This is a genomic window from Erwinia pyrifoliae DSM 12163, from assembly GCF_000026985.1.
Classification (GTDB): Bacteria; Pseudomonadota; Gammaproteobacteria; order Enterobacterales; family Enterobacteriaceae; genus Erwinia; species Erwinia pyrifoliae.
The window spans coordinates 1,652,533-1,679,444 of the sequence record NC_017390.1 but is presented as its reverse complement, the minus strand read 5'-3'; the positions used below and the strand labels follow the sequence as shown (position 1 = coordinate 1,679,444).

Annotated in this window: 23 protein-coding genes, 1 tRNA gene and 1 pseudogene; 10 read left to right on the top strand and 15 right to left on the bottom strand. The window is 47.7% G+C overall.

From position 1 onward, the window contains the following. Window positions 1–288: 288 nt before the first annotated feature. From EPYR_RS07415 to EPYR_RS07380, 7 genes and pseudogenes are all read right to left on the bottom strand, one after another. Complete coding sequence (locus EPYR_RS07415; RefSeq protein ID WP_012667780.1) at window positions 289–1,215, bottom strand: 2-hydroxyacid dehydrogenase; 927 nt, start codon at window positions 1,213–1,215, stop codon at window positions 289–291. After that, window positions 1,215–2,063, bottom strand: coding sequence for a GNAT family N-acetyltransferase (locus EPYR_RS07410; protein ID WP_012667779.1), 849 nt, complete (start codon window positions 2,061–2,063; stop codon window positions 1,215–1,217). Before EPYR_RS07410 ends, EPYR_RS07415 begins: the two co-directional genes overlap by 1 nt. A gap of 9 nt (window positions 2,064–2,072) precedes the next feature. Next, complete coding sequence (locus tag EPYR_RS07405) at window positions 2,073–3,404, bottom strand: NAD(P)/FAD-dependent oxidoreductase (RefSeq protein ID WP_012667778.1); 1,332 nt, start codon at window positions 3,402–3,404, stop codon at window positions 2,073–2,075. A gap of 432 nt (window positions 3,405–3,836) precedes the next feature. Then, a complete protein-coding gene (locus tag EPYR_RS07400; RefSeq protein WP_012667777.1) occupies window positions 3,837–4,436 on the bottom strand; it encodes a LysE family translocator in 600 nt (199 codons plus the stop codon). Window positions 4,437–4,674: 238 nt separating this feature from the next. Further along, window positions 4,675–5,631 (bottom strand): HTH-type transcriptional regulator Cbl, encoded by a 957-nt coding sequence (cbl, locus tag EPYR_RS07395; protein WP_012667776.1) that lies wholly within the window; start codon window positions 5,629–5,631, stop codon window positions 4,675–4,677. A 136-nt stretch (window positions 5,632–5,767) separates the two neighbouring features. Next, entirely contained in the window at window positions 5,768–6,685 is a 918-nt protein-coding gene (gene nac / locus EPYR_RS07390; protein WP_014544552.1) for a nitrogen assimilation transcriptional regulator NAC, read from the bottom strand. Between the two features lie 183 nt (window positions 6,686–6,868). After that, window positions 6,869–7,422: pseudogene (locus EPYR_RS07380) on the bottom strand (ABC transporter permease subunit); the annotation flags it as partial. A gap of 222 nt (window positions 7,423–7,644) precedes the next feature. Here EPYR_RS07380 and EPYR_RS07375 point away from each other — a divergent pair. The 3 genes from EPYR_RS07375 (at window position 7,645) to EPYR_RS07360 (ending at window position 10,329) form a co-directional block, all read left to right on the top strand. Continuing rightward, a tRNA-Asn gene (locus EPYR_RS07375) sits at window positions 7,645–7,720 on the top strand. A 179-nt stretch (window positions 7,721–7,899) separates the two neighbouring features. Continuing rightward, a complete protein-coding gene (locus tag EPYR_RS07370; protein WP_012667773.1) occupies window positions 7,900–9,117 on the top strand; it encodes a tyrosine-type recombinase/integrase in 1,218 nt (405 codons plus the stop codon). Between the two features lie 61 nt (window positions 9,118–9,178). Next, window positions 9,179–10,329 (top strand): IS3 family transposase gene (locus tag EPYR_RS07360; protein ID WP_104944977.1). Its coding sequence is split into 2 segments (ribosomal slippage): window positions 9,179–9,437 and window positions 9,437–10,329, totalling 1,152 coding nucleotides; the frame shifts between segments, so codons are not numbered across the junction. A gap of 217 nt (window positions 10,330–10,546) precedes the next feature. Here EPYR_RS07360 and EPYR_RS07355 read toward each other — a convergent pair. Beyond that, window positions 10,547–10,996: a hypothetical protein gene (locus EPYR_RS07355; RefSeq protein WP_012667772.1), complete on the bottom strand. Its 450-nt coding sequence runs from the start codon at window positions 10,994–10,996 to the stop codon at window positions 10,547–10,549. Window positions 10,997–12,445: 1,449 nt separating this feature from the next. On the opposite strand from EPYR_RS07355, the gene EPYR_RS07350 reads away from it, so the two are divergent. Continuing rightward, entirely contained in the window at window positions 12,446–12,997 is a 552-nt protein-coding gene (locus EPYR_RS07350; protein ID WP_012667771.1) for a hypothetical protein, read from the top strand. 205 nt (window positions 12,998–13,202) lie between these two features. Here EPYR_RS07350 and EPYR_RS07345 read toward each other — a convergent pair whose 3' ends face one another. Continuing rightward, window positions 13,203–13,577: a DUF943 family protein gene (locus EPYR_RS07345; protein ID WP_012667770.1), complete on the bottom strand. Its 375-nt coding sequence runs from the start codon at window positions 13,575–13,577 to the stop codon at window positions 13,203–13,205. Between the two features lie 14 nt (window positions 13,578–13,591). After that, window positions 13,592–14,437: a DUF3289 family protein gene (locus EPYR_RS07340; RefSeq protein WP_014538807.1), complete on the bottom strand. Its 846-nt coding sequence runs from the start codon at window positions 14,435–14,437 to the stop codon at window positions 13,592–13,594. Between the two features lie 473 nt (window positions 14,438–14,910). Here EPYR_RS07340 and EPYR_RS20290 point away from each other — a divergent pair, with 473 nt between their 5' ends. Together EPYR_RS20290 and EPYR_RS07330 are read left to right on the top strand one after the other, a co-directional pair. Further along, window positions 14,911–15,195, top strand: coding sequence for a hypothetical protein (locus tag EPYR_RS20290; RefSeq protein ID WP_014538806.1), 285 nt, complete (start codon window positions 14,911–14,913; stop codon window positions 15,193–15,195). A 98-nt stretch (window positions 15,196–15,293) separates the two neighbouring features. Further along, a complete protein-coding gene (locus EPYR_RS07330; RefSeq protein ID WP_012667767.1) occupies window positions 15,294–15,869 on the top strand; it encodes a hypothetical protein in 576 nt (191 codons plus the stop codon). A 70-nt stretch (window positions 15,870–15,939) separates the two neighbouring features. Here the strand turns inward: EPYR_RS07330 and EPYR_RS07325 are convergent, their stop codons facing one another. The 5 genes from EPYR_RS07325 to EPYR_RS21025 form a co-directional block, all read right to left on the bottom strand. Next, window positions 15,940–18,072, bottom strand: a complete 2,133-nt coding sequence (locus tag EPYR_RS07325; RefSeq protein WP_012667766.1) for a DEAD/DEAH box helicase — start codon at window positions 18,070–18,072, stop codon at window positions 15,940–15,942. Window position 18,073: 1 nt separating this feature from the next. Beyond that, entirely contained in the window at window positions 18,074–18,991 is a 918-nt protein-coding gene (locus EPYR_RS07320) for a HamA C-terminal domain-containing protein (protein ID WP_012667765.1), read from the bottom strand. 264 nt (window positions 18,992–19,255) lie between these two features. Further along, window positions 19,256–19,462 (bottom strand): hypothetical protein, encoded by a 207-nt coding sequence (locus EPYR_RS20285; RefSeq protein ID WP_014538805.1) that lies wholly within the window; start codon window positions 19,460–19,462, stop codon window positions 19,256–19,258. Window positions 19,463–19,493: 31 nt separating this feature from the next. Next, window positions 19,494–20,159: an IS3 family transposase gene (locus EPYR_RS21030; protein ID WP_014538726.1), complete on the bottom strand. Its 666-nt coding sequence runs from the start codon at window positions 20,157–20,159 to the stop codon at window positions 19,494–19,496. Between the two features lie 186 nt (window positions 20,160–20,345). Further along, window positions 20,346–20,645: a transposase gene (locus EPYR_RS21025; RefSeq protein WP_011078074.1), complete on the bottom strand. Its 300-nt coding sequence runs from the start codon at window positions 20,643–20,645 to the stop codon at window positions 20,346–20,348. Window positions 20,646–22,054: 1,409 nt separating this feature from the next. Between EPYR_RS21025 and EPYR_RS07305 the strand changes: the two genes are divergently transcribed. The 4 genes from EPYR_RS07305 (at window position 22,055) to EPYR_RS07290 (ending at window position 26,881) form a co-directional block, all read left to right on the top strand. Next, on the top strand, window positions 22,055–22,528 hold the full coding sequence (locus EPYR_RS07305) for a hypothetical protein (protein ID WP_012667764.1): 474 nt from the start codon (window positions 22,055–22,057) through the stop codon (window positions 22,526–22,528). Between the two features lie 214 nt (window positions 22,529–22,742). Next, window positions 22,743–23,402: a DUF421 domain-containing protein gene (locus tag EPYR_RS07300; protein ID WP_012667763.1), complete on the top strand. Its 660-nt coding sequence runs from the start codon at window positions 22,743–22,745 to the stop codon at window positions 23,400–23,402. Window positions 23,403–23,818: 416 nt separating this feature from the next. Further along, window positions 23,819–25,276 (top strand): AMP nucleosidase, encoded by a 1,458-nt coding sequence (locus tag EPYR_RS07295; protein WP_012667762.1) that lies wholly within the window; start codon window positions 23,819–23,821, stop codon window positions 25,274–25,276. A 549-nt stretch (window positions 25,277–25,825) separates the two neighbouring features. Next, entirely contained in the window at window positions 25,826–26,881 is a 1,056-nt protein-coding gene (locus tag EPYR_RS07290) for a 2,3-butanediol dehydrogenase (protein ID WP_012667761.1), read from the top strand. The last annotated feature ends 31 nt before the right edge of the window (window positions 26,882–26,912 follow it).

Genomic DNA, 26,912 nt, shown 5'->3' with positions numbered 1-26,912 from the left:
CAGTGAACACCGTCATCAAATCAGAGATTTTAGTCAGGTCAATATGCGCTTGATAGCCGCTAATAAAACCGATGCCACGGAGTTCGCTGCCAGCTGTTGCAGGCACGCATCAAGGCTGTTGGCCAGGCTGTAATGAGCGCGCCAGCAGTTTTTTCCGCTCCGGCAGATTAAGCCCCGCCAGCGACGGCGCACGTTGCCGTCGCTGGCGGGTGCGCTGTTTCCGGGCAGCCGCGTTCAGGATACGGGTGAATATCGCGCCGCAGCGCCACTCATTTATTGATATCCATGCTAGTACCCCTGTTGCCGGTTAATCACGCCGACCATGTTTTCTCCTGCTTCAAAACGGCGAATATTCTCCAGCAGCGCTTTCACCGCGCTTTCGGGTCGGGTCTGACTGGCGATATGCGGCGTCAGCCAGATATCCGGCCGCTGCCAGAACGGATGCCCGTCAGGCAGCGGTTCCGGCGCGGTCACGTCCAGCACTGCCGCACCCAGCTGCCCGCTGTCCAGCGCGTCGATCAGATCCTGATGATTAAGCTGCGCCCCGCGCCCCACCTGAACCAGCCCCGCCCCCGTTGGCAGCTGTTGGAACAGTGTGGCGTTTAGCATCCCGCTGGTGCTGGCGGTCAGAGGCAGCAGGCAGATGAGAATATCGCTGCGTGCGAGGAATTCGTTGCGCTGTTCGTCGCCCGCCCAGCAGTGCACGCCGGGCAGTTCGCGCGGGGTTCGGCTCCAGCCGCCGCAGTCGAAACCCAGCGCCAGCAGGGGTTTCAGTACCGCCTCGCCGAGACTGCCCAGCCCCATCACGCCGATTCGCCGCTGTGCGGCTGACGGAGCAAAGTGCGCCTGCCAAATCCCGCTACGCTGCTGTTGCAGGTAGCGCGGCATATTGCGATGCAGGCCGAGCACGGCGAAGGTGACATACTCGACCATGCCAGCGATCAGCCCCGGTTCGATCATGCGCACCACCGGCAGATGCGGTGGCAGGCTGGCGTAGTCGAACTGATCGGCTCCGGCTCCCACCGAGAACAGCACCTTCAGGCCAGGAAACTGCTGCATGAGATTGTCCGGCGGTTGCCAGGCCACCAGGTAATCCACCTCACGCGGATCGCCGACGTCCGGCCACTGGCGAAAGTGGGCAGAAGGGGCCATTTCGGCTAACAGTGCCGCCCATTGCCGGCCGCGTTCGGGGTCAGATTTATAGACGATATTCATCAGGCCAGCGCCTGGCTCACCAGCCCGAAGGTTTGCATCCCGCCCGCTTCCGGCTGCCACGGCTTGCCTTTGTACATGGTCGTTGGCGCATCAACCTGCACCATGTCCAGCCTGTCCAGCCACGGGGCCAGCCCCGCCTGAACAGGGCTGTCAATGCGCACAAACTGCGCGCCAAGGTGGCTTAACAGCGCGCTGACCAGCAGTTGTGCCTGTTGCGCACGGGCGGCAACGACCGGGCCGATGACATAGCCGTGACCGAAGCGGCGCAGACAGGCAAATCCCGCTGCCCTGTCGTCTTCCTCCAGTACCAGCACGCGCACCGCGCTGGCAAGCAGCTGGCCTATCAGCGGCGCTCGTGCCGGCCCCAGCGCCTGGCGATCGAGTTCAGTCAGTATCGCCGCATCCTCAGACGTTGCGCTGCGCAGTCGTTGTCGTGCTGCGCACGGGATAGCGCTCACCGCTGCGAGTGCGCGGCTTTGATGCTGCACAACCTGGCCACTGGTGACAAAACCCAGCTGTTCATACAGTGGCTGACCGGCTGCCGTGGCGTGCAGGCGCACGCGACAGTGGCCAAGGCGCTCCAGCGTGGCGTGCATCAGCAGCCTGGCGATACCGCGCCGCTGGCAGCGCGCATCGACGATCACCAAACCGAGGGTTGCGTAGTCGCGCCCCCAGCGCCAGCACAGCGTGGTGCCCACCGGCGCACCGTTTTCCAGCGCCACCAGTCCTTCACCCAGTTGCAACATCTGCTGCCAGTCGGTACGGCGGTGCGGCCACTGCAGCTGCTGCGTCAGGGCAAATGCGCCATCCAGATGGCTTTCGTTCATGGAAACCAGTTTAATTGTCATCTCTGCTCCTTACATCATGCCCGGCGCGTCAAGGCCGGAACCATCGATCAGGCGCTCATAACGGAACGGCGTCGGGTCGACAACCGGACTGTCGTTGGTGGCAAGATCGGCCGCCAGCCGCCCCGCTCCCGGCCCGATGCCGAAACCGTGGCCGCTGTAACCCGCCGAGACAATCAGGCCGGGCAGTTTGCCCACGGCGGAGATCACCGGTACGGCATCCGGAGTGCTGTCGATCATGCCGCCCCAGGCCTGCTCCAGACGCACCGCCGCCATCTGCGGGAATTCATTGCGCATCGCCGTCAGTCCTTCCTCCACCAGCGCCAGATCCGGACGCGGGTCGAGAATACGCACTTGCTCAAACGGGGATACGCCGTCCATCTGCCAGCGTGCCAGCGATTCAGGTCCACGGAAAAACGGGCTGAGGCCTGGGGCAATCGTCAGATGCTTACGCCGCGCCCTGAACGCTGGATAGAACTGGCGCGCATAGCGCAAGCTCTGTACGCCCGGTTCAAGGCGGCCACGGCCGGAAACGGAAACCGTGTAGCTGCCGTCGATGTGTGGCCGGCAGGCAAAGCCAGGCGTATACAGCGGCAGCGCAATGTGCTGTTCAAGCGGTGCGGTGCGGAACGCCGTGCCGATCACGTTCCCCAGCGGCAGATCGATGCCGTGGCGGCGGCAGAACATTGACGTCCATGCCCCGCCCGCGCAGATCACCCGGCGGGTTTTAATCAGGCCGCGTTCGGTCAGCACGCCGCTGACTTGACCCGCTGAAATATCCAGCCCGCGCACCGCGCACTGTTGAAACAGCTTCGCGCCCAGACGCCGGGCGGCAAGCGCCAGTCCGGGAGCCGCCAGCGCTGGCTCCGCATGACCATCGGTGGGCGAACAGACGCCGCCCAGCCAGCGGCTGGTACTGCCCGGCGTCATCGCTTTGGCGCGTTCTGCACTGAGAATTTCGCTGTGCACGCCGTAGCCTTGCGCCATCGTGTTCCAGGCTTCCCACGCGTTAATATCCTGCTGGTTTTGCGTGGCGTAAACCAGACCGCTGCGACGAAAGCCCAGCTCTTCGCCGGTCTCCGCGCCGAGTTCACCCCAGCGTTGCAGGGCATAAATAATCAGCGGCAGTTCACGCTCGTCACGGTTTTGCTGACGGCACCATCCCCAGTTACGGCTCGACTGTTCGCCACCCACCAGCCCTTTTTCAATCAGCACCACGCTGACGCCTTTTTTTGCCAGCTCATACGCTGCGGCCGTTCCGGCAATGCCGCCGCCGATCACCACCACGTCGGTCTCCGACGGAAAATGCGAACTGTCCTGTACATATCGAATCGGTGCGGGCATGTTGCTCCTTCCCTTCACTGTTGCTAACAGGTCGTAATTAAACTGGCGCTTATACCCGCCTTTGCCTGTCGTTGTTTGACGACAAGGCAATATCCCCTGCTTCATGTTCATCAAGCCAGCCTGACGCAGCTCCGGCACCGCACCTTTCAGGCGCTCGTCAACGAGATCGCCCAACGGCTTTACTATCGGCCCCGGCCCGGCTCCTTATGCCGTGGATCACCATCGACACAACCCCCTAATCCATCAGCTTCATCGCCACATTAAACAACGTGGCGGTTACTTGCGCGATATAATAAACTGAATTACCCCAAAAACGGCACAAATGCGCGGGCGTATACGCGGTGACATCCCTGGCGGCAAGATGATGGCAAGGTGAGGTCAACGACTGGAGGGAACGACGGTTTAAGCCTACGGGGTGCAGGTAAATCACGCTTAATGAAACAGACTGCCAGCGGAAAAGAGAATCAGCATGATGCCGCCAGCGATATTGACGTATTTTTTCAGCGTTAATGAATTGGCTTTTCTCGCCGAGAACACCAGCGCATAGCTGATAGCGACAAGCCAGATAGTCATCACCATGATATGTACAGAGGCCAGAAGCAGATAGTGACCGACTCCTCCGTAACTGCCGGCAAATTGTGTCACCACCATCAGATAAAACATGATGGCTTTAGGGTTCAGTACATTAGCCAACCACGCGCCCTGAAGCGTGACGGTTAGCGCGCTATCAGGCTCGGGTTGCTGTTTTTTCAAGCCACTACGGATAAGCTGAATTCCCAGCCAGAGAAGATAAGCCGTGCCGGCAAACTTCAGCATGCCAAATACGGCCGGAGAGGCGACCAGTACCGCTGTAATACCCAAACCAATCAGCAGTGCGTGGGTGTATATGCCGAGGGCGGTTCCGGCCAGCGTGGTGAGCAGCCCTTTCGGCCCGCCCGCCAGCGCGCCGTTCATCACCAGCGTAAAACTCGCGCCGGGGGAGAGCGCGACGGGTAACAGTGCGGGAATAAAACCCACTAAATTGAGATCCATATGGTTGCCACTTTAGATGTTGAACGCTGAACTCACCAGCGCCACAACAGAAATCAGACAACACCCGGTCGCGGTTTCATCGCATGTCACAGCCATGTCCAACATTCAGCGTACCGTCCAGTCCGATGGCTTTGTTCAGCTCAGACTGCCGAAGTGAGACACATTCATCTCCTGGTGCTCTTCGGTTGCGTAACCGGAGTCTGGACGCCCGACGCCGGAAAGCTTTGCACCCGCGTGCTCAGATCTGAAAATCGATTGCTGGCTCTTCCTCATTCGCCGATAGCGCCTGCCGCTTAATTTCTTCCAGAGACAGGTTGGCGTTACACAGTTCAAGGAACTGCCAGACATAGTTGCGCTGCAGCTGACCGCGTTTCAGCCCCAGCCAGACGGTGTTGGTTTCAAAAAGATGGCTCGCATCGAGGCGGTTCAGCAACGAATGTGGCTCCAGCTGGCAGGCCTGATCCGCCAGGATACCTACCCCTAAGCCCAGTTCAACATAGGTCTTCACCACGTCCGAGTCCTGAGCGCTGAGCACGATATCCGCCTGCAGGTTGGCGGCCTGAAAGGCACGATCAACTCTGGAGCGCCCGGTTACCCCCTGGCGGTAGGTAATCAGCGGGTAGCGGCTGAGTGCGGCCAGCGAAACCGGCTGTTGCTGCTGCAGCTCATGACCCTGAGGCACCAGCAGTGCATGATGCCAGCTAAACCACGGGAATGCGGCCAGCGCCGGATTGTTCACCACCTGCTCACTGGCAATGCCGACATCTGCCTCACCCGTCATCAGCATCGAGACAATTTCCTGCGGTGACCCCTGATTCAGTTCAAGACGCACTTGAGGATAGAGTACGCGAAAAGCCTTAATCACTTTCGGCAAGCTGTAGCGCGCCTGCGTATGGGTGGTGGCGATGGTCAATACCCCGCTGGATTCGTTGGTGAACACATCGGCCAAACGCCTGACCTTACCTGCTTCATCGAGAATACGCTCGGCGATGGTCAACAGCGCCTTGCCCGGCTCGGTCATGCCCAACAAACGTTTACCACGGCGGATAAAGATTTCTATGCCCAGTTCATCTTCCAAATCGCGAATATGGCGGCTGACGCCAGACTGGGAGGTAAACAGCGCATTAGCCACTTCGGTAAGGTTAAATTCGCAGCGGGCGGCTTCCTTAATAATTTTAAGTTGCTGGAAATTCACGCGATTCACTCCATCTGTTGTCTGCTGGTTGACAACATGTTAAGGATGCAAATCGATAGCAACAAATAATAAAAAAAAGTTTTATATGTTTTTTAGTGATAAGGCGTACGCCGGTACGCCTGGCTTACAGGGGAGATTAGCTCACCAGTTGCAGCTCGCGATCTTCTGCCTTCGGCTTTTGCAGCAGCGCTAACAGGATGCTTTTCACCGCCTGGGCAGAGGGTGACAGCGGCTGTTTAGCGGAATAATTCAATGACAGCGGCAGATTAAGCGTTGGGTTTGTGATGCGCGCCATCCAGGCTTGCGTGGAGCTGGTCAGCGTACGCGCGGCAGATTCGGGCAGAACCGATACGCCCATCCCGCTGGAAATAGCGGCAGTCAGAGTGGCAATGGATTCAATTTCCCCGACGATGCGAGCGCTAAGACGACGCAATGTGAAAGCTTCATCGATGCGCTTACGCACCGCGCTGTAGCCTCGCGGCAGAAACATAGCCATTTCAGCCACGTCAGCCAGGTCAATGCTCTGCCCCGGGCAAGAACCGGCGCCCACCAGACAGAGTTCTTCTTTCATCAACGGAATACTGATAATGCCGGCCGTCGGTGCACGATCGTATAGCATCGCCATGTCAAGCTGTCCGTTCATCACTTTTTCGTTTAATGACGCCCCGCTGTTCTCATGCAGATACACCATTACATCCGGGAACTGTTCACGTACGGTTTGCAGCAGTGGCACGGTCAGCGAGGCCGCCGCCGGCCCCGGCGCAAAGCCAAAGGATACCTGCCCGGCCATCACCTGTCCGGCGTTGATCACCGCCGTTTGGGCCTGTGCGCACTGACGCAAAATGATCCGCGCGTGCGTATAAAGGATTTTGCCCGCTTCGGTTGGCGTCACACCGCGCTTGGTGCGAACCAGCAGCTGTTGGTCCAGCTCGTTTTCCAATGTCGCTACCTGCTGGCTGAGCGCCGGTTGGGCAATATGCAGGACTTCAGCGGCCTGAGTCAGGCTGCCGGTATCGACTATATTAACGAAATACTTCAGTCGTCTTAAATTCAATGGTGCCCCCGTAGCGTATCCCCAATGCCAGTAATGCTGGCGATTATAATAAGTTTTCATTCTGACCCAGGGATTTATGCAATTAGCGCGCCAGAAAAGAATGGCGCATACGGATATGAAAATTTGCCGTCTGACAGACGGTGAAATAAGAGGATCTGATGGCCTGCTGCATCCCGCTGGCTATCAATGCCAGCGCTGTGTTTCAGCCATTGCTCGCTGATGGTGCACAAGGTGCGATCTGGCTGTGCGGGAGACGCTCATCGCAGCCTGATGCCAGCTGGCCTGGTGCGCTTTACGGTTGCGGCACCTGTCGATGAAGACCGCAGCAACAATAATCATGCCTTTGATAATATCCTGCATCTACGCATCTACGCTTAAAAAAGGTAAAACCACTCTGGATAAGCCCAGGGATTAACGCACCAATCAGGGTAACCGTAATCCGCCCGCCAGACCCGACAGCCCCCCGCAACGGTACAGACAATCACCAAATATTGATTGCCGTAAATCCCCGAGACCTTCGCCGACAACACGTTACCGCCGATAACATAAACATATTTACCGTAGCGGGTATGTTTCAAGGCGATATGGAAGATGAGGGCCACCGCCAGGAAGATCATCACCGGCAGTACCGCCGGCATGTTGACCAGGCAAGGAAAAAGGGGAGAAAGGCTTTCTGAAGTTTGGGCCAGACTGGCGGCAACCGCCGCTTCGACCATCTGCTGAGAGGCGATGCTGAGCGAGCCGACCCTTTGCTCCGCATGCAGGCTGATATTCAGCTTCGCCTTTGTTGAGCGGTTCAGGCTTGCACGATCGACGAAGCCGAACTGCACCGGCTCGCGGCTCAGCCAAATATTTTCTGGCAATCCCATGCTGCTTTTATCAGCAAACGCACCGCACACCAGCGATAGTTCTTTGACATTCGCCCGCCACGCCGTTAGTATGCGCCCCGTTCACACAATTCCTCTGTAGTTCAGTCGGTAGAACGGCGGACTGTTAATCCGTATGTCACTGGTTCGAGTCCAGTCAGAGGAGCCATATTCAGGTCAGCAGACGTTTCATAGCGTCTGCTTTCCGCTTTTCAGTCAGGCAGTTATCCTTTCCCCCATGTTCCACCACGTCCGATAAAGTACGGCACCATCCACCCTCATTTAATGGTATATTTGCTGGTATATCCGGTTCGATCTGTTTTGTACCATCAGACGGAGGGCTGTCCTGTGGCGCTTACTGATATAAAAATAAGAAATACAAAGCCTTCCGGGAAAGCCGTTAAGCTCACTGACGGCTTCGGTATGTATCTGCTCATACACCCCAACGGCTCAAAATACTGGCGCATGCAGTACCGTTTTGGCGGTAAGCAAAAAACTCTGGCACTTGGCGTGTATCCTGCCGTCTCTTTATCTGATGCAAGGCAGCGCCGTGACGAAGCAAAAAAGCTGCTGGCGAAAGGAACCGACCCTGTTGTGAAGAAGCAGGACGACAAACGGGAAAACAGCGGCACTTTTTCGTTTGAATCGGTCGCCAGACAATGGCATGCGGGCAATAAAAAGTGGTCAGAAGAGTACAAAGGGAAAATTCTGCGCACGCTGGAAACCTATCTTTTTCCGGTAATCGGCAATCGCCATATCGCAGAACTGAAAACCCGCGACCTGCTGGTGCCGATAAAAGCGGTTGAGGATAAGGGTTTTAATGAAGTGGCTATGCGGCTGCAACAGCGCACCACCGCCATTATGCGTTACGCCGTTCTACAGGGTATTCTTGATTATAATCCTGCTCAGGAAATGTCAGGTGCGATTACCACAGGTAAACGCGCTCACCGTCCCGCCCTGCCCTTTGAACGATATCACGAGTTTTTAGAACGCATTGACAGTTACCGTAAAAGATTACTTACTCGGCTGGCAGTGAAACTGACCCTGCTGACCTTTATTCGTTCCAGCGAACTCCGTTTTGCACGATGGTCAGAAATTGATTTTAAAAAATCGCTCTGGACGATACCTGGTGAGCGCGAAGCACTGCCGGGCATAAAAAACGCACATCGCGGAGCCAAAATGAAAACCCCGCACCTAGTTCCACTCAGCAGGCAGGCCATTGCCATTCTGAGAGAAATACAGGAAATCAGTGGCGACCATAACTTCATCTTTATCGGCGACCACTATGCCGACAAACCCATGAGTGAAAATACGGTCAACAAAGCACTACGCACTATGGGCTACGACACGCAGAAAGACGTCTGCGGTCACGGTTTTCGCACAATGGCATGCAGTTCTCTTATTGAGTCGGGTAAATGGTCTAAGGATGCCGTTGAACGCCAGATGAGCCATCAGGAACTCAATAATGTTCGCGCAGCCTATACCCACCAGGCCGAACATCTGGATGAGCGCAGGCTTATGCTGCAATGGTGGGCTGATTTTCTGGATGCTAACCGGGAAGGTTGATCCTACCCGCCAATAGTGGACACGCGACTAAGTGAGTAAACTCTCAAGCAAGAGGTGACTCATGACAAAACCAGCATCAACCAGCAAAAAGCCACGCAAACAACATACGCCTGAATTTCGCAACGAAGCCCTGAAACTTGCTGAGCGTATCGGTGTGGCTCCAGCTGCCCGTGAACTCCGTCTGTATGAATCGCAGCTTTATGCCTGGCGCAGCAAGCTCAAAAATGCACATTCCTCTTCTGAACGTGAGCAGGAAATGTCTGTTGAAATTGCCCGCCTTAAGCGGCAACTGGCGGAGCAGGCTGAGGAGCTGGCCATTCTCCAAAAGGCCGCGACATACTTCGCGAAGCGCCTGAAATGAAGTATGTCTTTATCGAAAAAAATCGGGCTGAGTTCAGTATCAAGGCCATGTGTCGTGTGCTTAGAATTGCCCGAAGCGGCTGGTATGTCTGGTGCCTGCGTCGCCATCAAATCAGCCCGCGCCAGCAGTTCCGCCTCATCTGCGATAAGGCCGTCGGTAAGGCATTTACTGAGGCAAAACAGCGTTATGGCGCACCTCGTCTTGCTGACGAGCTGCCGGAGTACAACATCAAAACCATTGCCGCCAGCCTGCGACGTCAGGGGCTGCGGGCGAAAGCGGCCCGCAAGTTCAGTCCGGTCAGTTATCGTGAACACGGCCTGCCCGTGTCAGAGAACCTGCTGAAACAGGATTTTTACGCCAGCGGCGCAAACCAGAAGTGGGCAGGTGACATCACCTACTTACGTACAGATGAGGGCTGGCTGTATCTGGCGGTGGTCATTGACCTGTGGTCGCGTTCCGTCATTGGCTGGTCGATGTCGCCGCGTATGACCGCACAACTGGCCTGCGACGCACTGCAGATGGCGTTGTGGCGGCGAAAACGTCCTGAAAAAGTGATTGTTCACACTGACCGTGGTGGGCAGTACTGTTCATCGGATTATCAGAGCTTGCTGAAATGTCATAATCTGCGCGGGAGCATGAGCGCAAAAGGCTGCTGTTATGACAATGCCTGCGTGGAAAGCTTCTTTCATTCGCTGAAGGTGGAATGTATCCACGGAGAACGCTTTGCCAGCCGGGAAATAATGCGGACAACGGTGTTTAATTATATCGAGTGTGATTACAATCGGTGGCGTCGTCACAGTGCCTGTGGCGGCCTTAGTCCTGAACAATTTGAAAACCAGAACCTCGCTTAGGGCTGTGTCCACATTACGTGGGTAGGATCANGTTTAAAACTGGTTTGGTTGATTCATCTTGATCCTGAGAAGCGATCTTTTCTGTTTCTGACTGGCTCTCATTAATATCGTTCTCTGAGTGGTAAGAGTAAACATTCTGGAACATGGGATTGTCGGCAACATTGAATACTTGCGCTTTCTGAACGTTAGGACGCTGTTTTTCGTTAATTGCGTGATACTAACCTTTGAGAAATATATTTGAGTTCATAAAAAGATCTCCGTCTTTGTCAATGATTATCGGTTTGCTTTTGAGCTTTTTGAAAATAATAGACATGTTTGATTTCTTGATATTGAGTTCTTTGCAAAGCTTTGCCTGTGAAACATGAAAGCAGTTACCAAACTCCATCTTATTAAGGATCTTAGCTATCACTTTTAGTTCGTTGCTGGATATATCCATATTAGCGAGTTGTTCGAAGTTTTTAGTGAACATATGAACATAGTCAATGCCTTTTGCAATAGACCTTATTCCTTCTTTTCTGGCTATATAGCGCATTTCGTTTTTATGGTTTTTGTTATGGTGCTGGTATATTTTAAGCGCTTGCGTATCAGAGAAGTGGTTTTTATCTATATAATCCTGTAACTGTTCCGGTGTCATTCGCTCAATTATTTTAAAGTTTATATTCTGCATGACTTTATCCTTTTATTATTATATTTATTTTGTTATTAATACATTTAACACTATTGTCAATAAAAAAGTCAAAAATAAATGGAAAAAGTTTAATAAAAGTGGACGCTCGTCCAGAACGCCAGTTAATAACGCAACATTATTAAAGTTATGTTGAAGCATAACTATGGTTATCTTTAAACATCACCGCAGTTATGTAATTTCATAACCCAGGATATGCTTCAACATAACCTTTTTTCTGTAACTCTATGAATATAATGACAAATACGCCCGGTAATATATTTAATAGTATTAATAAAGTAAAAAGGATTACAACCATGTGAGATTTTAAATCTCACCAGTGGGTTTCGACTGAAAAATATTTACTAAAACTGGACGTGCCGCCAGTTTTTATTAATTAAAAAACGTTTTTCTTAATTGTGTCCTTAAACCCCTCACAACTTCATGTTGTGCCAGTGGGGTTCATGGGGAGGGAAGATCTTCTTCTTTTATTTAGTAAAAAAAACTATAACAGGGCATTTGCTTCTTTGCCTCTGAGGGGCAACCAGCAATGCCTGTATGGTCTGAATGTTGTAGTAATAACGTTTTACATAGCTACATGCTCGCTTGCTCACACTACGCAAAACTTAAAAACCTTGGGTAAATGACTGGTCTTGATTTCGCTAATGCGCTCAATCGCTAAAACCCGGCTCTCGCCCTTTTGAATTTAACTTTCAGAATGTTTTTCTTCATCTGATGAAGTGGTTTACTTCATTTTTAAGTACAAAAGCGAAGAAAAATCTTCACGCGATGAAGAAAATGGTTTCAACAGAAAATCTATGCTATTTGAGTCGCCAGTGCGCGTGAGCGCATAGCGATTGAGCGAACAGCGAAATCAAGACAGTTTCCTTATCAATGGTTTTAATTTTAAAGCAGCATATGAGCAGGCGAATGTGCTGCACAGAAAACCAATTCATAAAATACCGTAGTTACGTCCTGACCTGCTGGTTGCCCCTCAAAGGGCAAAGAAGCATGAGTTAGGGACTATGTGTGTTTTAGTTAAAGAAGAATTATGATCAAATCCTTCAAACCCAATGACGCGGAATAAATCCGCGTAGGGTTACATAAAATAAAGAAGATCATAAGGTATTTTTACCTCATAAAAAAACAATCACGATCATCTGTCGCTTCGCTCTATATTAATAATGAAGAAGGAAATGGCTCTCAGACCAGATATAGCTTAAAACAAAGTTCGCGATCCGGGGACTTAAAGTCCGTGATTTGGAGACTATAATCGATTATTATTCTCATTTAAAATCTGTAAGTTCATTTTTAAATAATATTTTGATACTTCAAGTGTCAGTCTTTGATACTTGAAATACTATTTATTTAAAAATAAACGGACTTTAAGTATTGACTAATAAAATAAATGTGTTAATTAAAAACTAATAACAATTATAAAAGGAAAATAAAATGACACAAGAGATAACGAATAAATCAAGAAGAGGATTACAGCGCCATGTGAAAAACCCATTTATAATGTCTGCAAGCAATAACACAAAAGGTGGGATAAAAAGAATATCAACAGGGAAGGACAGACTTATGGTTGTCTATGAGAACACAGGAGAATTTTTAGGTGGGGCCGGTTTTTTTCAATATCAGGAAGTGGATAAAACGCAGTTTTTAAAACTATATGTTAATGGCGTCAGAGCGATCACTGAGTTATCTTCGGCAGGAACTAAGGTCTTCGAAATACTGTACAGAGCAATGCAGGAGCAAAAGGACACTGACACAATTTTAATGTCGTATGATATTGTAGATAAAACGGTAGTGAAAATATCCAGAACTACGTATTTTAAAGGTATGAAAGAATTGGTGGAAAAAAACTTTATTGCAGAAACTATGATCCAGAATTACTACTTCATTAATCCAAGTTTTATGTTCAACGGTGATCGCCTGTCATTCGTTAAATCCTATATTTTAACGGAATCGAATCATGCCAAAATGAGAAATAGGATAAAGTAATAAAATTAAAATAGCAGAATACATAAATGGAACCTAAGTTTCTTAGTATGATTGAAAAAACTATTATTATATTTTCTAGCAGGAATGGTTATATAAAAAAAAGAGAATTCCCTTGTGTTTTTAAAAGGGATTGATACCCATATCAAAATCAGTAACTCTCAACCATTCAAGGGTATGTGTCAGATAAAGTCGCAACTAATACAAATTAGAATTGATATTTAACGCCACCATCGCGCGTGCGCCAGATCATCATAAGAATTTTTTTATCAATACAGTTTTTTGGTGGTTTTATATCTGAGAAGCAAAGTCTGTCTTCTTTATCCTCTACTTGATAGCCATCACCGAAGGCATAAATAACAATAAGAAAGGGGATTTTATCACCAGTTGGAATGTTGTATTTTTTCATTATACTTTCCTTGTTTTCATTCCACCATTCTATTTTGTAAGATTTAAGGAAAGGTAATTCATCTACAATCACCTGTGCAGTGTTACCATCATAATGTGCATCAACAACAGAGATATGTTGCTTCCTGATAATCAGATAGCCAGCAAATATTAACAGCAATAAAATTACTGACACTAATAACCTCCGCATTATCGTTTTCCTTCTATATTAATGACAGCTTGCATATTTGTCAGGAATGGGCGAAAGCCAAGTTTATTAAATCGTTGTAGAACAAACCATATTCTGAAGAATTGAAACTGATTGAATTTTTGCTTGCGAATATCATCGACATCCAAGCCGAAATGATCCTGGCCTGTAAACCTGACACTTGCTTTCCAGCCATGATCATTAACATCAAGGCGGAGAATTTCGATTTTGGTTGCATAAACGTCGTGGATGGTAATTCCCATTCCATTAATTTTATCAAGTAGTAAAGAGTCAAATTTTGGAAGTACAGAGAGTTTAATGGCAGAAGTTAAATTTCCCAGTCGTTCATGAGGAAATCCTTTGCTGGTATAGTCAATGAATGTTCCAATAGTTTCTTGCATAACAGAGATTGTTTTTTTTGCAGCGTAGTCAGAATGCAACTTGTCCCGATAAGCTATGTTCAACTGTGGATTACGGAAATCTAATCCTCGTGAAAGTTGAAAATTCCTTAGCATCTCATTGATTAAATATCTATGCGGGCCAATGAAAGAAAAAGGTAGCGATGTAACCTGCATTTCCTCGAACAATAGCTGCGTACATTGCTGGACACTCAGCTTATCGCCACGGTGAATGCTACCATAAGCTCCTGCGAATCTTGATTGTGGATTATCAAACGTTGTCAGTCGGGTTAGGGTATAGGGATCAACCACATTCGATATGTTGTTAAGTCCGAACTCTCTTCTCAGCCTGTCTTCCGGGATGTCGCCATAACGCATATCGTCCGTAGAAAAATCATTGAAACGGCGCTGGGTCGTGAAGATCGTTAAAGGAAATAATGCATTGCTCACTGGGGGGTACTCCGTTACCTGGGTTATCGCAATTGAATTTACAAACCGCCTTTCTGACAAAGTATATCGTAAAACCATGTCGTTGATAGAGATATCGTCCCGTCATGGCCAGAACACTTAGTTGATGTCTTTACCATATCCGTAATGACAGCATGACTCAACGTCATAGTGGGGTTATACGGTCTCAATGTGTTCAATTTCCGATCTTTTGAAGAACAAAATCAGTCAATTAATCTCACATTTCATTAACTTATTGATCTGCAAAATCGATATATATACGCATTTTGATAGATTACAACGATCAATAGGCTCTTATTGATCGGCTATTAATTGCTTAAATCGATCGATTATTATTATTTAATAGCTTATAGCTATCATATTGTATCAATTTGATCGATAAAAACGATATGACAGCCTCTTTCTTTCTATCAATTATATCAATTACTTAGGGTGTATCAGGTGAGAAAAAGAACATGTCTGAATGTCCGTTTTGTAGTACAGCAGTGCCTGAGGGAGCCTTTGTATGCAGGGGATGTGGCGCTGAAAGAGTAAAAGGTTATGTCAGCCAGCAGACCATGAAAGGGCTGGTAGCCATTGGAACGATAGTTGGTATTCCTGCCGGATTTGTTGTTGCGTATATCACCGGTTCAACGCCGCTTATGGTACTGACCATGCTGGGGCTTATGCTTGGCCCTCTGTTGATACTGAAACTAAAAAACAAAGACAAGGTTAGCTGGATCAGGCCAACCGCACGTTAATACTTTTGCTGGCACCAGGGAAAACACAATGACTCACTGTTCTGAATGAAAAACTCAGGGCAGTGAGTTTTTTTATAATTCTGTTCAGGTAATTCTAAATGAAAAATACAATTGCAGTGTTATGTGTGTCTGCCTCTTTTGCGCTGGCAGGCTGTCAGCAACTGAGTGATGCAACAGGGAAGGTGGGGCAGTCGATCAACTCGTCATTATCTTCTCTGGGTAATGCTTTAAGCCCTTCCGGTAATAAAAGTAATACAGATGTAGCGGATAATCTTCCGGTTAACACCGTTAATGGTCTGGGTGCTATCTGTCGTGATTATGAAGCTAACGCGATGGCCGGAAAGGAGAACTGGATTGGCAAGAAAATCAGCATAAGCAATGCCACCGTTCTGGAAGCGCAGGAAGCTTACGACACCATGAAATACCTTGGTGCGCAGCGAGACCATAAAACTTACGCCATCATTTTTCAGACGGCTGATACCAAATATTGCGGTGGCGCTGTACTGTTATCTTATTATCCAAGCCAGGATGACGATATTTTAAAATTTAAGAAAGGGCAGAAGGTCAATATCACTGGTGTTATTTATGATATCGGTGATCGTACCTTTGGCACACATAATAATGGCAATATGGCATCGAAAGTGATTAAAATGCAAAATGGCATGATTCACTGAGAGTAAATTTCAAAAAAAACTTAAAATAATATAATGTTAAGTATCCCCACTTTCATCTAAAGCGGGGGGCTTATTTTTGCAATGTTACGCCATCGATAAAGTTGCTAATTATATATCTTTCGAACTCAGAGGCATTAATTGCCTCTGCCAATCCAATTATTGAGTCTATAAATTTTAAGTGCTCTATAGCTTGATGAACTGATAAGTTCTCCTTATCAAAATCGAGTAAAAACTTCAGTTGTATTTTTTTTGATAGCATGCGAGGTAAACCATATTCTTCAAGTTGAAAAACAATTGGCGGCAAAAATGCATGCGAGCATTTAAATATGAAAGAGGATATGTCAGCGTTATTTTTTGCAGTTAGTTCGCGTAAAAGCACGTTTATATCACTTAGTAAGGATGTTAACTTATGTGTTAAGTTTTTTTCGAGTTCAAATAGGTTGTCTATTGAAATATTATTAGATGATAAGCCAATTAATTGTTGAGGAATGGTTTTTGACCAATTTTCACTGGCAGATTTTATGTATGCTACAAATTTACTATACTCAATACCCCATGAACCTGGTTGAAGTTTGAGTATTTTATATAAATAAGAATCCCAATCATCAGGTTTTTGAGTATTTAAAAAATATACTCTTTCCCATTCTCTTGGGTTTTGAATAATATCCCAAGCGATTTGTATTATAAGTGAAGGGTTATTTGATTTAAATGCGCCTTCACTATGTAATCGTTTGAATTTTTCTTCGCCTAATAAAGTAGACATTTCCTCTCTATATGAAATTATAGCCGCAATTTGATCAGGCGTAAGACTATCTGAAAACTCTTTCTCATCTATGTCTGTGATTAATGAGTCTGGTATTGTGAGATCAAGTTCAGAAAATTCTTCTTGTGGAGGAGCAGAGAAAAGATAGACTTTCCCGATGAAATGTTTAAACATTCTACCGCTTCTGCCAATTATGTTTTTGTATAGAAAATCTTTGAGGTTCCTACTTCCATTTTTAGACTGCCATATGATTATATTTTCGGCATTAGTGTTTACACCTTCAACTATTGATGATGTTGAAACGAGGGTATTTAGACCATCGCTCTCTTCAAATAATTTTACTTGCAATTGGCTTAAAGAACGATGCAATCTTCCATTATGTATGCCAACTCCGTTTTCAATGAGTTTAGGTAATTTCCATCCGGTTGAATAGTTCTCTCTAAGCCAGTTGGAAAATTGAGTTGTAATATTACTTGAACTGTTTACTGAACTTTTAGTCAAAACATCAGTGATCTTGTCAATGTTTTTATAAGTTCCAGCATATACTAATGATTTCCCTTTACTTTTATTTAGTATTTCGAGTAAGTATTTACCTTTCAAACTATCATCGTTTTTTATTTCGGAGCTGAAATCATGTTTTTCTAAGAATACAGTATTAAAATCTATCTTAATAAATTCCATCCCTTTAGTAAATGGATTGGAATTTATTTGATCAATGTTGGGGGATAGAAAATATCGTTGAGTAGCCTTTTTGCTTAATTTTATAATTGCCTTGAGTAACACGGATGCTCTTTCTTTATCGTGAACTTCACTGGCTTTATAGAATTCGTCCACTATCAAAATGTCTATTTGATTTATTTTTTCTAAATATCCAATGGCTCTTTCTTGTGGAAATATAAAAATATTTTTATCACCGAGTTCAACATCAGATGTAGTAATTATTTTATATTCTGCTGAAAATTTCCGATGTAATCTTCTGCGAGTCTCGTCAGTTAGAGAAATAGTTGGCACAATAATCATTACATTGGTAGGCTTTTTTATTGAAATGAATGCATCAATAATAAAGCTTTTGCCGAAACTTGTAGGTGCACTAATGGCTAAATCGGTTCCATTAATAAGTTTTTTTAATACCAGGGATTGCTCACGATGAAGTGTTACTGGAAATTTTAGTCCAACATCTACTTTAAATGCTTCATAAATAAGTCTATCTTGCCAGTCAGATGTGTTAACTCTTAGATATGGATATAGCCCTAAGTTTCTAATAAGGTGATTCACAAGGGGGGTATAATCCAGTTCATTTCGATAGTGATAGTCTAATAATTTAATTAAAGTGTTTCTGGCTTCCGTTTCGTTGTTTTTTTGAATTAGATTGCTTATTTTACGGCAGATATCAAAAATATATTCATGATGATCTCCGATAGTTTTATTAAAAGAGTCCATTCTATTGCTCCTTATAAAAACTTACGCTCTTTACAAAGTTGTCTATTATTGATTTTTTATTTGGAACAGGGAACAGTATTAAATGAAATTTAATGTTTTCATACCCAAACAAACTTTGTATTTTTTGTCTATTTTTCCTAAAATAGGCTACTGTTCTTTCTTTATGGAAATCAATTATCTCTTTCTTGTATGCTTCACTTATACAGGTGGCTTTACTGGTTGTATTACACTCATGAATTATAAGTATTGGGATGTTTATTTTCCCTTTGATATTATCGATTGAATTGGCATTGGAAAGGCATTTAAATATATCATCTTTTATTCCCTCATCTAGAATTAATTCTTTTATATCGTTTACATTAAGGATTACACTATTCTCTTTTCTAAGTTTATCAGTGTTAAGTGAATTTTTAACTGATTCAGTTATTGAGTTAATTCTGTCATTTCCAATACTATTATAAAACTTTGCTTCCCCAAACCATAGCGTAAACTCCCCTGCTTCATCAATAACGATATGAACGCTGTCAGCACCCTTTGCATTGTCTTGTACATTCTGTTTATAAAATATTTTGGGTACAACAGGTAGTGCCTTAAAATGATGCTTCATCAATCCATATAAAAATATTTCTGCCAGTTCACTGCCTTGACTAATATCATCGAGCTTATCAGTTAATCTTAAATTCTGCGCTGCAGAAGCAAGGGCTGAATGGGGATCTGAAATTAAAGCTTCTCTTTCTTTAAAAGATAATGCAGTCTCAATGATATTATCCCAAACAAATCGATGAAATTTTTTGAGTCGCCATCCACCATCTTCAAAGTCGTTTATCATGGAAATGAATTTGTTATTACAAAAATTGTTTGCTTCCAAAGGCGGAAAGAGTGTTAGAACCGTATCATCAAACAAGATTTCAAAGTCCATTCGTTTTCTCCGATGTAACTTCTTCTTCATTATAGTCTAAAATATTTATCATAAATCAGAGGGTTCTGGTATTTTTTTATTAGATAAATTTTAAATCATGTAAATATATACAGTGTTTATATCAAGATTCTTAGTCGCACTCTTTTGTTGATGCTAACGTAAGGAGTTAAGGGTTCGTAGAATTTTTTACACGCATTGGGACTGGGGTAGTTCAATCTTAGTTTGTGGTCAATTAATGCCACTTACTGTCATTTCAAATATAACTTATTGATTATTAGGTTTTCTCAAACCAAAGCGAAACTTTGGTAAGCTGAAACCTTTTGATTTGGCGGGAACTTTGCTTTCTTTTGGTAAAGGTGGAAAGGCCACTGGTTGGCTGGTTTTGCCTGGCTCTTTTGTTTTCTCAGGCTCGTGGTTGTAGTTAGCGTCCGAAGGCCTGGAAACTTCTACTGATTTACTGGTCGTACTCATNTGATCCTACCCACGTAATGTGGACACAGCCCTAAGCGAGGTTCTGGTTTTCAAATTGTTCAGGACTAAGGCCGCCACAGGCACTGTGACGACGCCACCGATTGTAATCACACTCGATATAATTAAACACCGTTGTCCGCATTATTTCCCGGCTGGCAAAGCGTTCTCCGTGGATACATTCCACCTTCAGCGAATGAAAGAAGCTTTCCACGCAGGCATTGTCATAACAGCAGCCTTTTGCGCTCATGCTCCCGCGCAGATTATGACATTTCAGCAAGCTCTGATAATCCGATGAACAGTACTGCCCACCACGGTCAGTGTGAACAATCACTTTTTCAGGACGTTTTCGCCGCCACAACGCCATCTGCAGTGCGTCGCAGGCCAGTTGTGCGGTCATACGCGGCGACATCGACCAGCCAATGACGGAACGCGACCACAGGTCAATGACCACCGCCAGATACAGCCAGCCCTCATCTGTACGTAAGTAGGTGATGTCACCTGCCCACTTCTGGTTTGCGCCGCTGGCGTAAAAATCCTGTTTCAGCAGGTTCTCTGACACGGGCAGGCCGTGTTCACGATAACTGACCGGACTGAACTTGCGGGCCGCTTTCGCCCGCAGCCCCTGACGTCGCAGGCTGGCGGCAATGGTTTTTGATGTTGTACTCCGGCAGCTCGTCAGCAAGACGAGGTGCGCCATAACGCTGTTTTGCCTCAGTAAATGCCTTACCGACGGCCTTATCGCAGATGAGGCGGAACTGCTGGCGCGGGCTGATTTGATGGCGACGCAGGCACCAGACATACCAGCCGCTTCGGGCAATTCTAAGCACACGACACATGGCCTTGATACTGAACTCAGCCCGATTTTTTTCGATAAAGACATACTTCATTTCAGGCGCTTCGCGAAGTATGTCGCGGCCTTTTGGAGAATGGCCAGCTCCTCAGCCTGCTCCGCCAGTTGCCGCTTAAGGCGGGCAATTTCAACAGACATTTCCTGCTCACGTTCAGAAGAGGAATGTGCATTTTTGAGCTTGCTGCGCCAGGCATAAAGCTGCGATTCATACAGACGGAGTTCACGGGCAGCTGGAGCCACACCGATACGCTCAGCAAGTTTCAGGGCTTCGTTGCGAAATTCAGGCGTATGTTGTTTGCGTGGCTTTTTGCTGGTTGATGCTGGTTTTGTCATGAGTCACCTCTTGCTTGAGAGTTTACTCACTTAGTCGCGTGTCCACTATTGGCGGGTAGGATCANTTTCCATAAAACATGCCTAAAAACTGTTTTTCCTCCTCATCCGGATATTCTTTAAAGAAAAGTGTTCTCACCCAGATTTCATAGTACAGCTCCTGCAACGTCAGGGACGTCAAACTTCCGGTAAGTATCTATATCCAGCCACTTCCTGATTTTTTTGTTAAATTCCGAAGACCAGTTCTTCATCAAAACCTCACTTACATATTGTCCTGCACGGATACTATCAGTGAGGTGGTCATTCAACTACCGTTGTAAAAAATCGGCGCAATTTGACAGAAGGTGGTAAAAAGGGTATTGGTTCGATAGCGTCCGCCAGAGAACGGTGAAGTAAGCCATTGATTAAAATTGACTTTTTTATCCTTCACAGATAAACATGTTGGCATAAATGATGTAACAAATTAATCATGTGATTTAATTATCACTATAAAACAGGAGATTAAGGTAGTGTTCGAGTCCAGTCAGAGGAGCCAATTTAAAGAAACCAGATGCCTTAAAGCATCTGGTTTTTTGCGTTTATCCATTGCGTTACTCACGCATCCCAACGTCGATCGACCTCTATGGCGGACGTATGGGATCGATTGCACAGGTTGATAACATGAGGGTAATACCGTTTTGATTAGGCTTTTCAATCATCAAAACGGAAGTGCTTCGCGGTCATAATTATTGTTTACATCGATGATGCGAAGTTGCCAGCCGCAAAGCCGTACATTAGGTATTAAATCAATCGCCAGATCTGATTCATCTTTTCCGGCCTAAAAAGCGAAGAGTGACACAGAGCGTGGCTTCAATTATTGACGTCTCATTTGATAGCCGGCTGTATCATTAATGGCAATATCTTCTTACTTCCACCGTGATTGATTAATCAGCATAGAGTAATTCAGGGTCACTGTCGATTAAATAAAACACCACGAGTCAATACAGCCTGTAAATCTGACAGATGCCGGTTATTAACAACCCAAAAACTAAAATCTCACTTTATCGTTAACCGGAGGATCTCCGCCACGCATCTAATACAGACAAAGCTGATGGCATTTTTTCCTCTCGTACCGGATGATTCCAGACGCCCATAGTCTGAGCCGCAGGATAGTTAACAAGACCGTTAAGCACCTCTCTTCTCCACTGCAGGCCAAAATCTGTAGCCAGTAAAGCTACCTGAACGGCGCGGGTAAAATACTTGACGCTGAGAAATAATTTACTATATTCATGGCAATAGGATAAATCTCACCAACACAGAACAATCACTTTCTGATGGCATTTGTACCACTTATCCCAGGATCGCTTGCCCTGAGTCACTTCTGTATCAGAATATTTTGCGTTCAACATGACAATAATCCAAAAGGAAAATGTATGAAACATTGGAATAAAACCCTGCTTGCCTCTGTTATCTGTCTGCTTATCGCAGGCTGTGATGATGCGCCAAAGGTGGATGCTAACCTCGATAAAGCGAAAGACAATGCTGCACAGATCGAGGATGCCGCTACAGATAAAGCCAGTGCGGTAGAAAAAGATGCGGACAAGCATATTGATGCCATTAAGCAGGAAGCGTCTACCCAGGCACTGCAGCTAACCGACAAGGCTAAAGCGATCAAAGCTGAAGCCGATAGCAAGGCCGCCTCGCTGTCAGACGAGGCCAAAAACAAAGCTGAAGCCATCAAGACCGAAGCAAAACAGCAAAGCGATCGGATTGTCCAGCAGGCAGGCCAAATCAAGGATAATGCCATTGCCGGGGCTAATACTCTGGCTTCAGATGCAGCCGGCCAGGCAAAAGAAATTAAAGATAGTATTAAGGCAAAACAGGCTGACAGCCCACAACAACAATAATTGCCGAATAATGCCTGACAAGGAGCCGGGAATGGGCATGTTATCCTGGTCCATCCCCGGCCTGCCTGAAGCCACAGCGGGGGCTGGGGTGGCACCCCGCTCAGATTGGCTAAGGTCATCGGGTTCACTTTTGGCAATTGGGTGGTCGTCGTCATTGGCTCAATCGTCATTTTAAGGGAGGCTGTATGCCCCCTTATTCTTGCAAGGATAAAATATGATTTATTATGCGATTGTTCTGACAAAATTTGTTATCGGTTTCGTTGTGGTTATTTCGCATCTTAACTTTTCCGGTAAGACTCAACTCTCACAGATGACCCCCGTCGATTTCATCGGCAACTTTGTTCTTGGTGGTATAATAGGCGGTGTTATTTATAGTGATGCCATCCCTATGCACCAGTATATTTTGGTTCTGCTGATCGGTGTAAGCCTGATATCCCTGCTAAATTGGGTAAGTAAGCATATTTGGTTTTTCCGTTCTTTTACCATTGGCGAGCCAATACCCATTATTAAAAATGGTAAGTTCCTGATGGATAACATTTTAAAAAGAAAAAATAAAATTGATATATTGAATGTTGCATCACAACTGCATTCTCAGGGCATTCATTCTTTCCAGGAGATCCGCTATGCGCAGATTGAGCCAAGCGGGTCGCTTTCGGTGGTCTGTGAAGGAGGGAAAATGCCCTCGATCATTTTAATGAAAGATGGCGCCCCCAGATTTTCGGAATTAAACGGCATCGAGAAAGATGAAGACTGGCTGAACAGCAAGCTTGAGAGAATAGCCGTTGAACGTGATGACATTTTTATTGCTGAATTCTGGGATGGAAAGCTGACGTTCATACTGAAAAATGGTGATGTAAAGCGTGACGTAGAGTGAATAACATGCCCGGCTCAGGCTAAATGGAGCAGAACTGTAAAGCCCGCGTCGGGAAGACTGCGCGGGCGTAGTGTTTTCTATCCCGTAGTTTTAAAAACTGTCGGTTTAAAGTGCGAATGAAAATGGACGCCATCCGGCATTATTCGGATGCCAGTAACATTTTCGCTTCCTTTCTGACTATATATCCCCCCGTGCTCCAGCCATGTTTTTTTGCTGCCGGAAAATGATGTTGTGTGGCCGATCGAGCGCCAAAGCGCGCTGTGACTTTAGTGCCATCACCTTTATGTGAGTAAGGTTTAATACTCTTCAAGTCTCAACACGACTGGCCATTTACGCCGATATGACTGGCGCTATCCTTTTATTATCATCTTCAGTTAGTCTGTGCAGCAAACCTGTAAACCATGCAAGGAGTTTTCATGACTCAACCCGAAGTGCGATCCCTGTCGGTCAACGAGGCGCTTGATGCCCTTGAAAGCCAGTACCAATCGGCGGTAGACGCCCTGCGTGCTGCCATCACCGCGTTTATCGATAACGGCAGCCTTCCCGATCCGGCCCGGCGCGCTGCCGGGCTGTTTGTTTATCCGCAGCTGCGCGTTAGCTGGAACGGTAGCGCACCGTTGCAGCGCCTCACCCGCGCCTTTGGCCGCTTCACTCGTGCAGGCTGTTACAGCACCACCATTACCCGCCCGACGCTGCTGCGCCACTATCTTAGTGAACAGCTCAATATGCTGAACGGCGAATACCCGATCGAGATCGCGGTGCTACCGTCACAACAGGAGATCCCCTTCCCGTACGTGATCGATGGCTCCGATCTCACGCTGGATCGCAGCATGAGCGCCGGTATTGCCAGGCATTTCCCGACCACCGAACTGTCGCAGATTGGCGATGAGAACGCCGACGGGCTGCTGCCGGCGGCAGAAACCTTCCCGCTGTCGCACTTCGATGCGCTGCGCACGGATTTCTCGCTGGCGCGTCTGCGCCATTACACCGGAACCCCGGTGGAGGATTTTCAACCCTATGTGCTGTTCACCAACTACACACGCTATGTCTATGAGTTTGTGCTGTGGGCCTGCACACAGATTGCCGACCCCGCCTCGCCGTACCAAACCCTCTCTTGCGCGGGCGGTACTGCCATTACCCGTGACACGTTACATCCGGAAAAGGCCGTGTCCGATCTGGCATGGAAAAAGCACCAGATGCCCGCCTGGCACCTGACCGGCCAACATGGTCAAGGCATCACGTTAGTCAATATTGGCGTTGGCCCCTCAAACGCCAAAACCATCTGTGACCATCTGGCGGTACTACGTCCGCATGCCTGGCTGATGATTGGTCACTGCGGTGGGCTGCGTGAAAGTCAGACCATTGGCGACTATGTGCTGGCACATGCTTACCTGCGCGATGATCATGTCCTGGATGCCGTTCTGCCGCCGGATATTCCGATCCCGAGTATTGCGGAGGTTCAGCGCGCACTGTACGACGCCACCAAAGAGGTGAGCGGTATGCCGGGCGAAGAGGTGAAGCAGCGGCTTCGTACAGGGACGGTAGTGACCACGGATGATCGCAACTGGGAACTGCGCTACAGGGCTTCAGCACTGCGTTTTAACCTCAGTCGTGCGGTGGCGGTAGACATGGAAAGCGCGACTATTGCCGCCCAGGGTTACCGCTTCCGCGTACCTTATGGCACGCTGCTTTGTGTCTCAGACAAGCCGTTACACGGCGAGATTAAGCTGCCAGGCCAGGCAAATCGGTTTTATGAAGGGGCAATTTCCGAGCATCTGCAGATCGGTATTCGCGCCATCGACCTGCTGCGCGCTGAAGGCGACAGGCTGCATTCGCGTAAACTACGTACTTTTGACGAACCGCCGTTCCGTTGATTCAGCTTAAGAGCCTCTGCCGTTTATGCCCGAATGTTATTCGGGCATAAACGGCACCAATTAAAACGGTAAATTCGTCGTTGATCCTGTTACTAGCTCCATCCTGAATAGTTCAAAACGGGCAAATATGAGCGACATCATCAGTATGCCTTACACGATCTGTTAGATAGCCTGGCCAGCCACGCATCAGACATGGCATTAATCGGAATACTGACCCGGGTCTTACTCATGACGGTTTGACGTGCCAGGTTGCGCACGCCGTAACGCTCCGTCACTCATTGCCCGATGGATGCCGATTCAGCCAGCATACTCATCTCAACAGCTTCAGGTTCCCACGGCGATACACGCCCCCTGTGACACCTGTCACCGTTACAGGTGTCACATTCTGAGCCATTTTCGCGTTCGCTCTGCGGAAAATGCCCTTCTCTTCCCCCTGATAATCCACTTCCCGATCCTGGCACGCTTTTCGCATTAGCCTGCCAGAGCAGCCGTTCCGGTCACCGCCACGGTGACCGGAACGGCAATTAACCAATCTCAAGGGAAAAGAAGATGAAAGCAGCACGTTGGCATAAGGCCCATGACATTCGGATTGAAGATATCGAAGAACCGCTGGTCAGCGCAGGCAAAGTCAAAATTAAAGTTGCCTGGACAGGCATCTGCGGCAGCGATCTGCATGAATATCTCGCAGGCCCGATCTTCGCACCTGTCGGTAAGCCGCACAAAATCAGTCATGACGTTGCCCCGATTGTGATGGGCCATGAGTTTTCCGGCCAGGTTGTCGCGGTGGGCAACGGCGTGACTAAAGTGAAAGTGGGTGAACGTGTGGTGGTAGAGCCTGTCCTCTCCTGCCGAACCTGTGAAGCCTGTCGCGAAGGGAAATACAATCTGTGCGCGGATCTCGGTTTTCATGGTCTGTCCGGCGGCGGCGGCGGGTTCTCCTCCTTTACCGTGGTCGAAGAACATATGGTGCATCCCATGCCAGAGGGTCTTTCGTATGAGCAAGGGGCGCTGGTTGAACCGGCAGCCGTGGCGCTGCACGCGGTTCGAATAAGCAAACTAAAGGCCGGGGATAAAGCGGCGGTTTTCGGCGCGGGACCCATAGGCTTGCTGATGATTGAAGCCTTGCGTGCTGCAGGTGCATCAGAGATTTACGTGGTCGAGCTGTCACCGCAACGGGCGGAGAAAGCACGCGAGATGGGAGCAAACGTGGTTATCGACCCAAGCCAGCAGGACGCGGTGGCGACCATCCGTGAACGGAGTCAAGGCGGGGTGGATGTGGCTTTCGAGGTGACCGGCGTACCGGTGGTGCTGAAGCAGTGTATTGACAGTACGCGTTATGAAGGCGAAACGATCATCGTTTCCATCTGGGAAGGCGAAGCCTCGTTCCACCCCAATAAAGTGGTGCTGGCAGAGCGTAACGTGAAGGGTATTATCGCCTACCGGCATATTTTCCCGGCGGTGATAGAGCTGATGACCCAGGGGTATTTCCAGGCCGAAAAGCTGGTGACAAAACGTATCGATCTCGCAGACCTGGTGACCGAGGGATTTGAAACGCTGGTGAAAGAGAAAAATCAGGTGAAAATTCTGGTACGCCCACCGCAATAATCACCGGGTGATTGTCGTCTGGGTAGTGTCA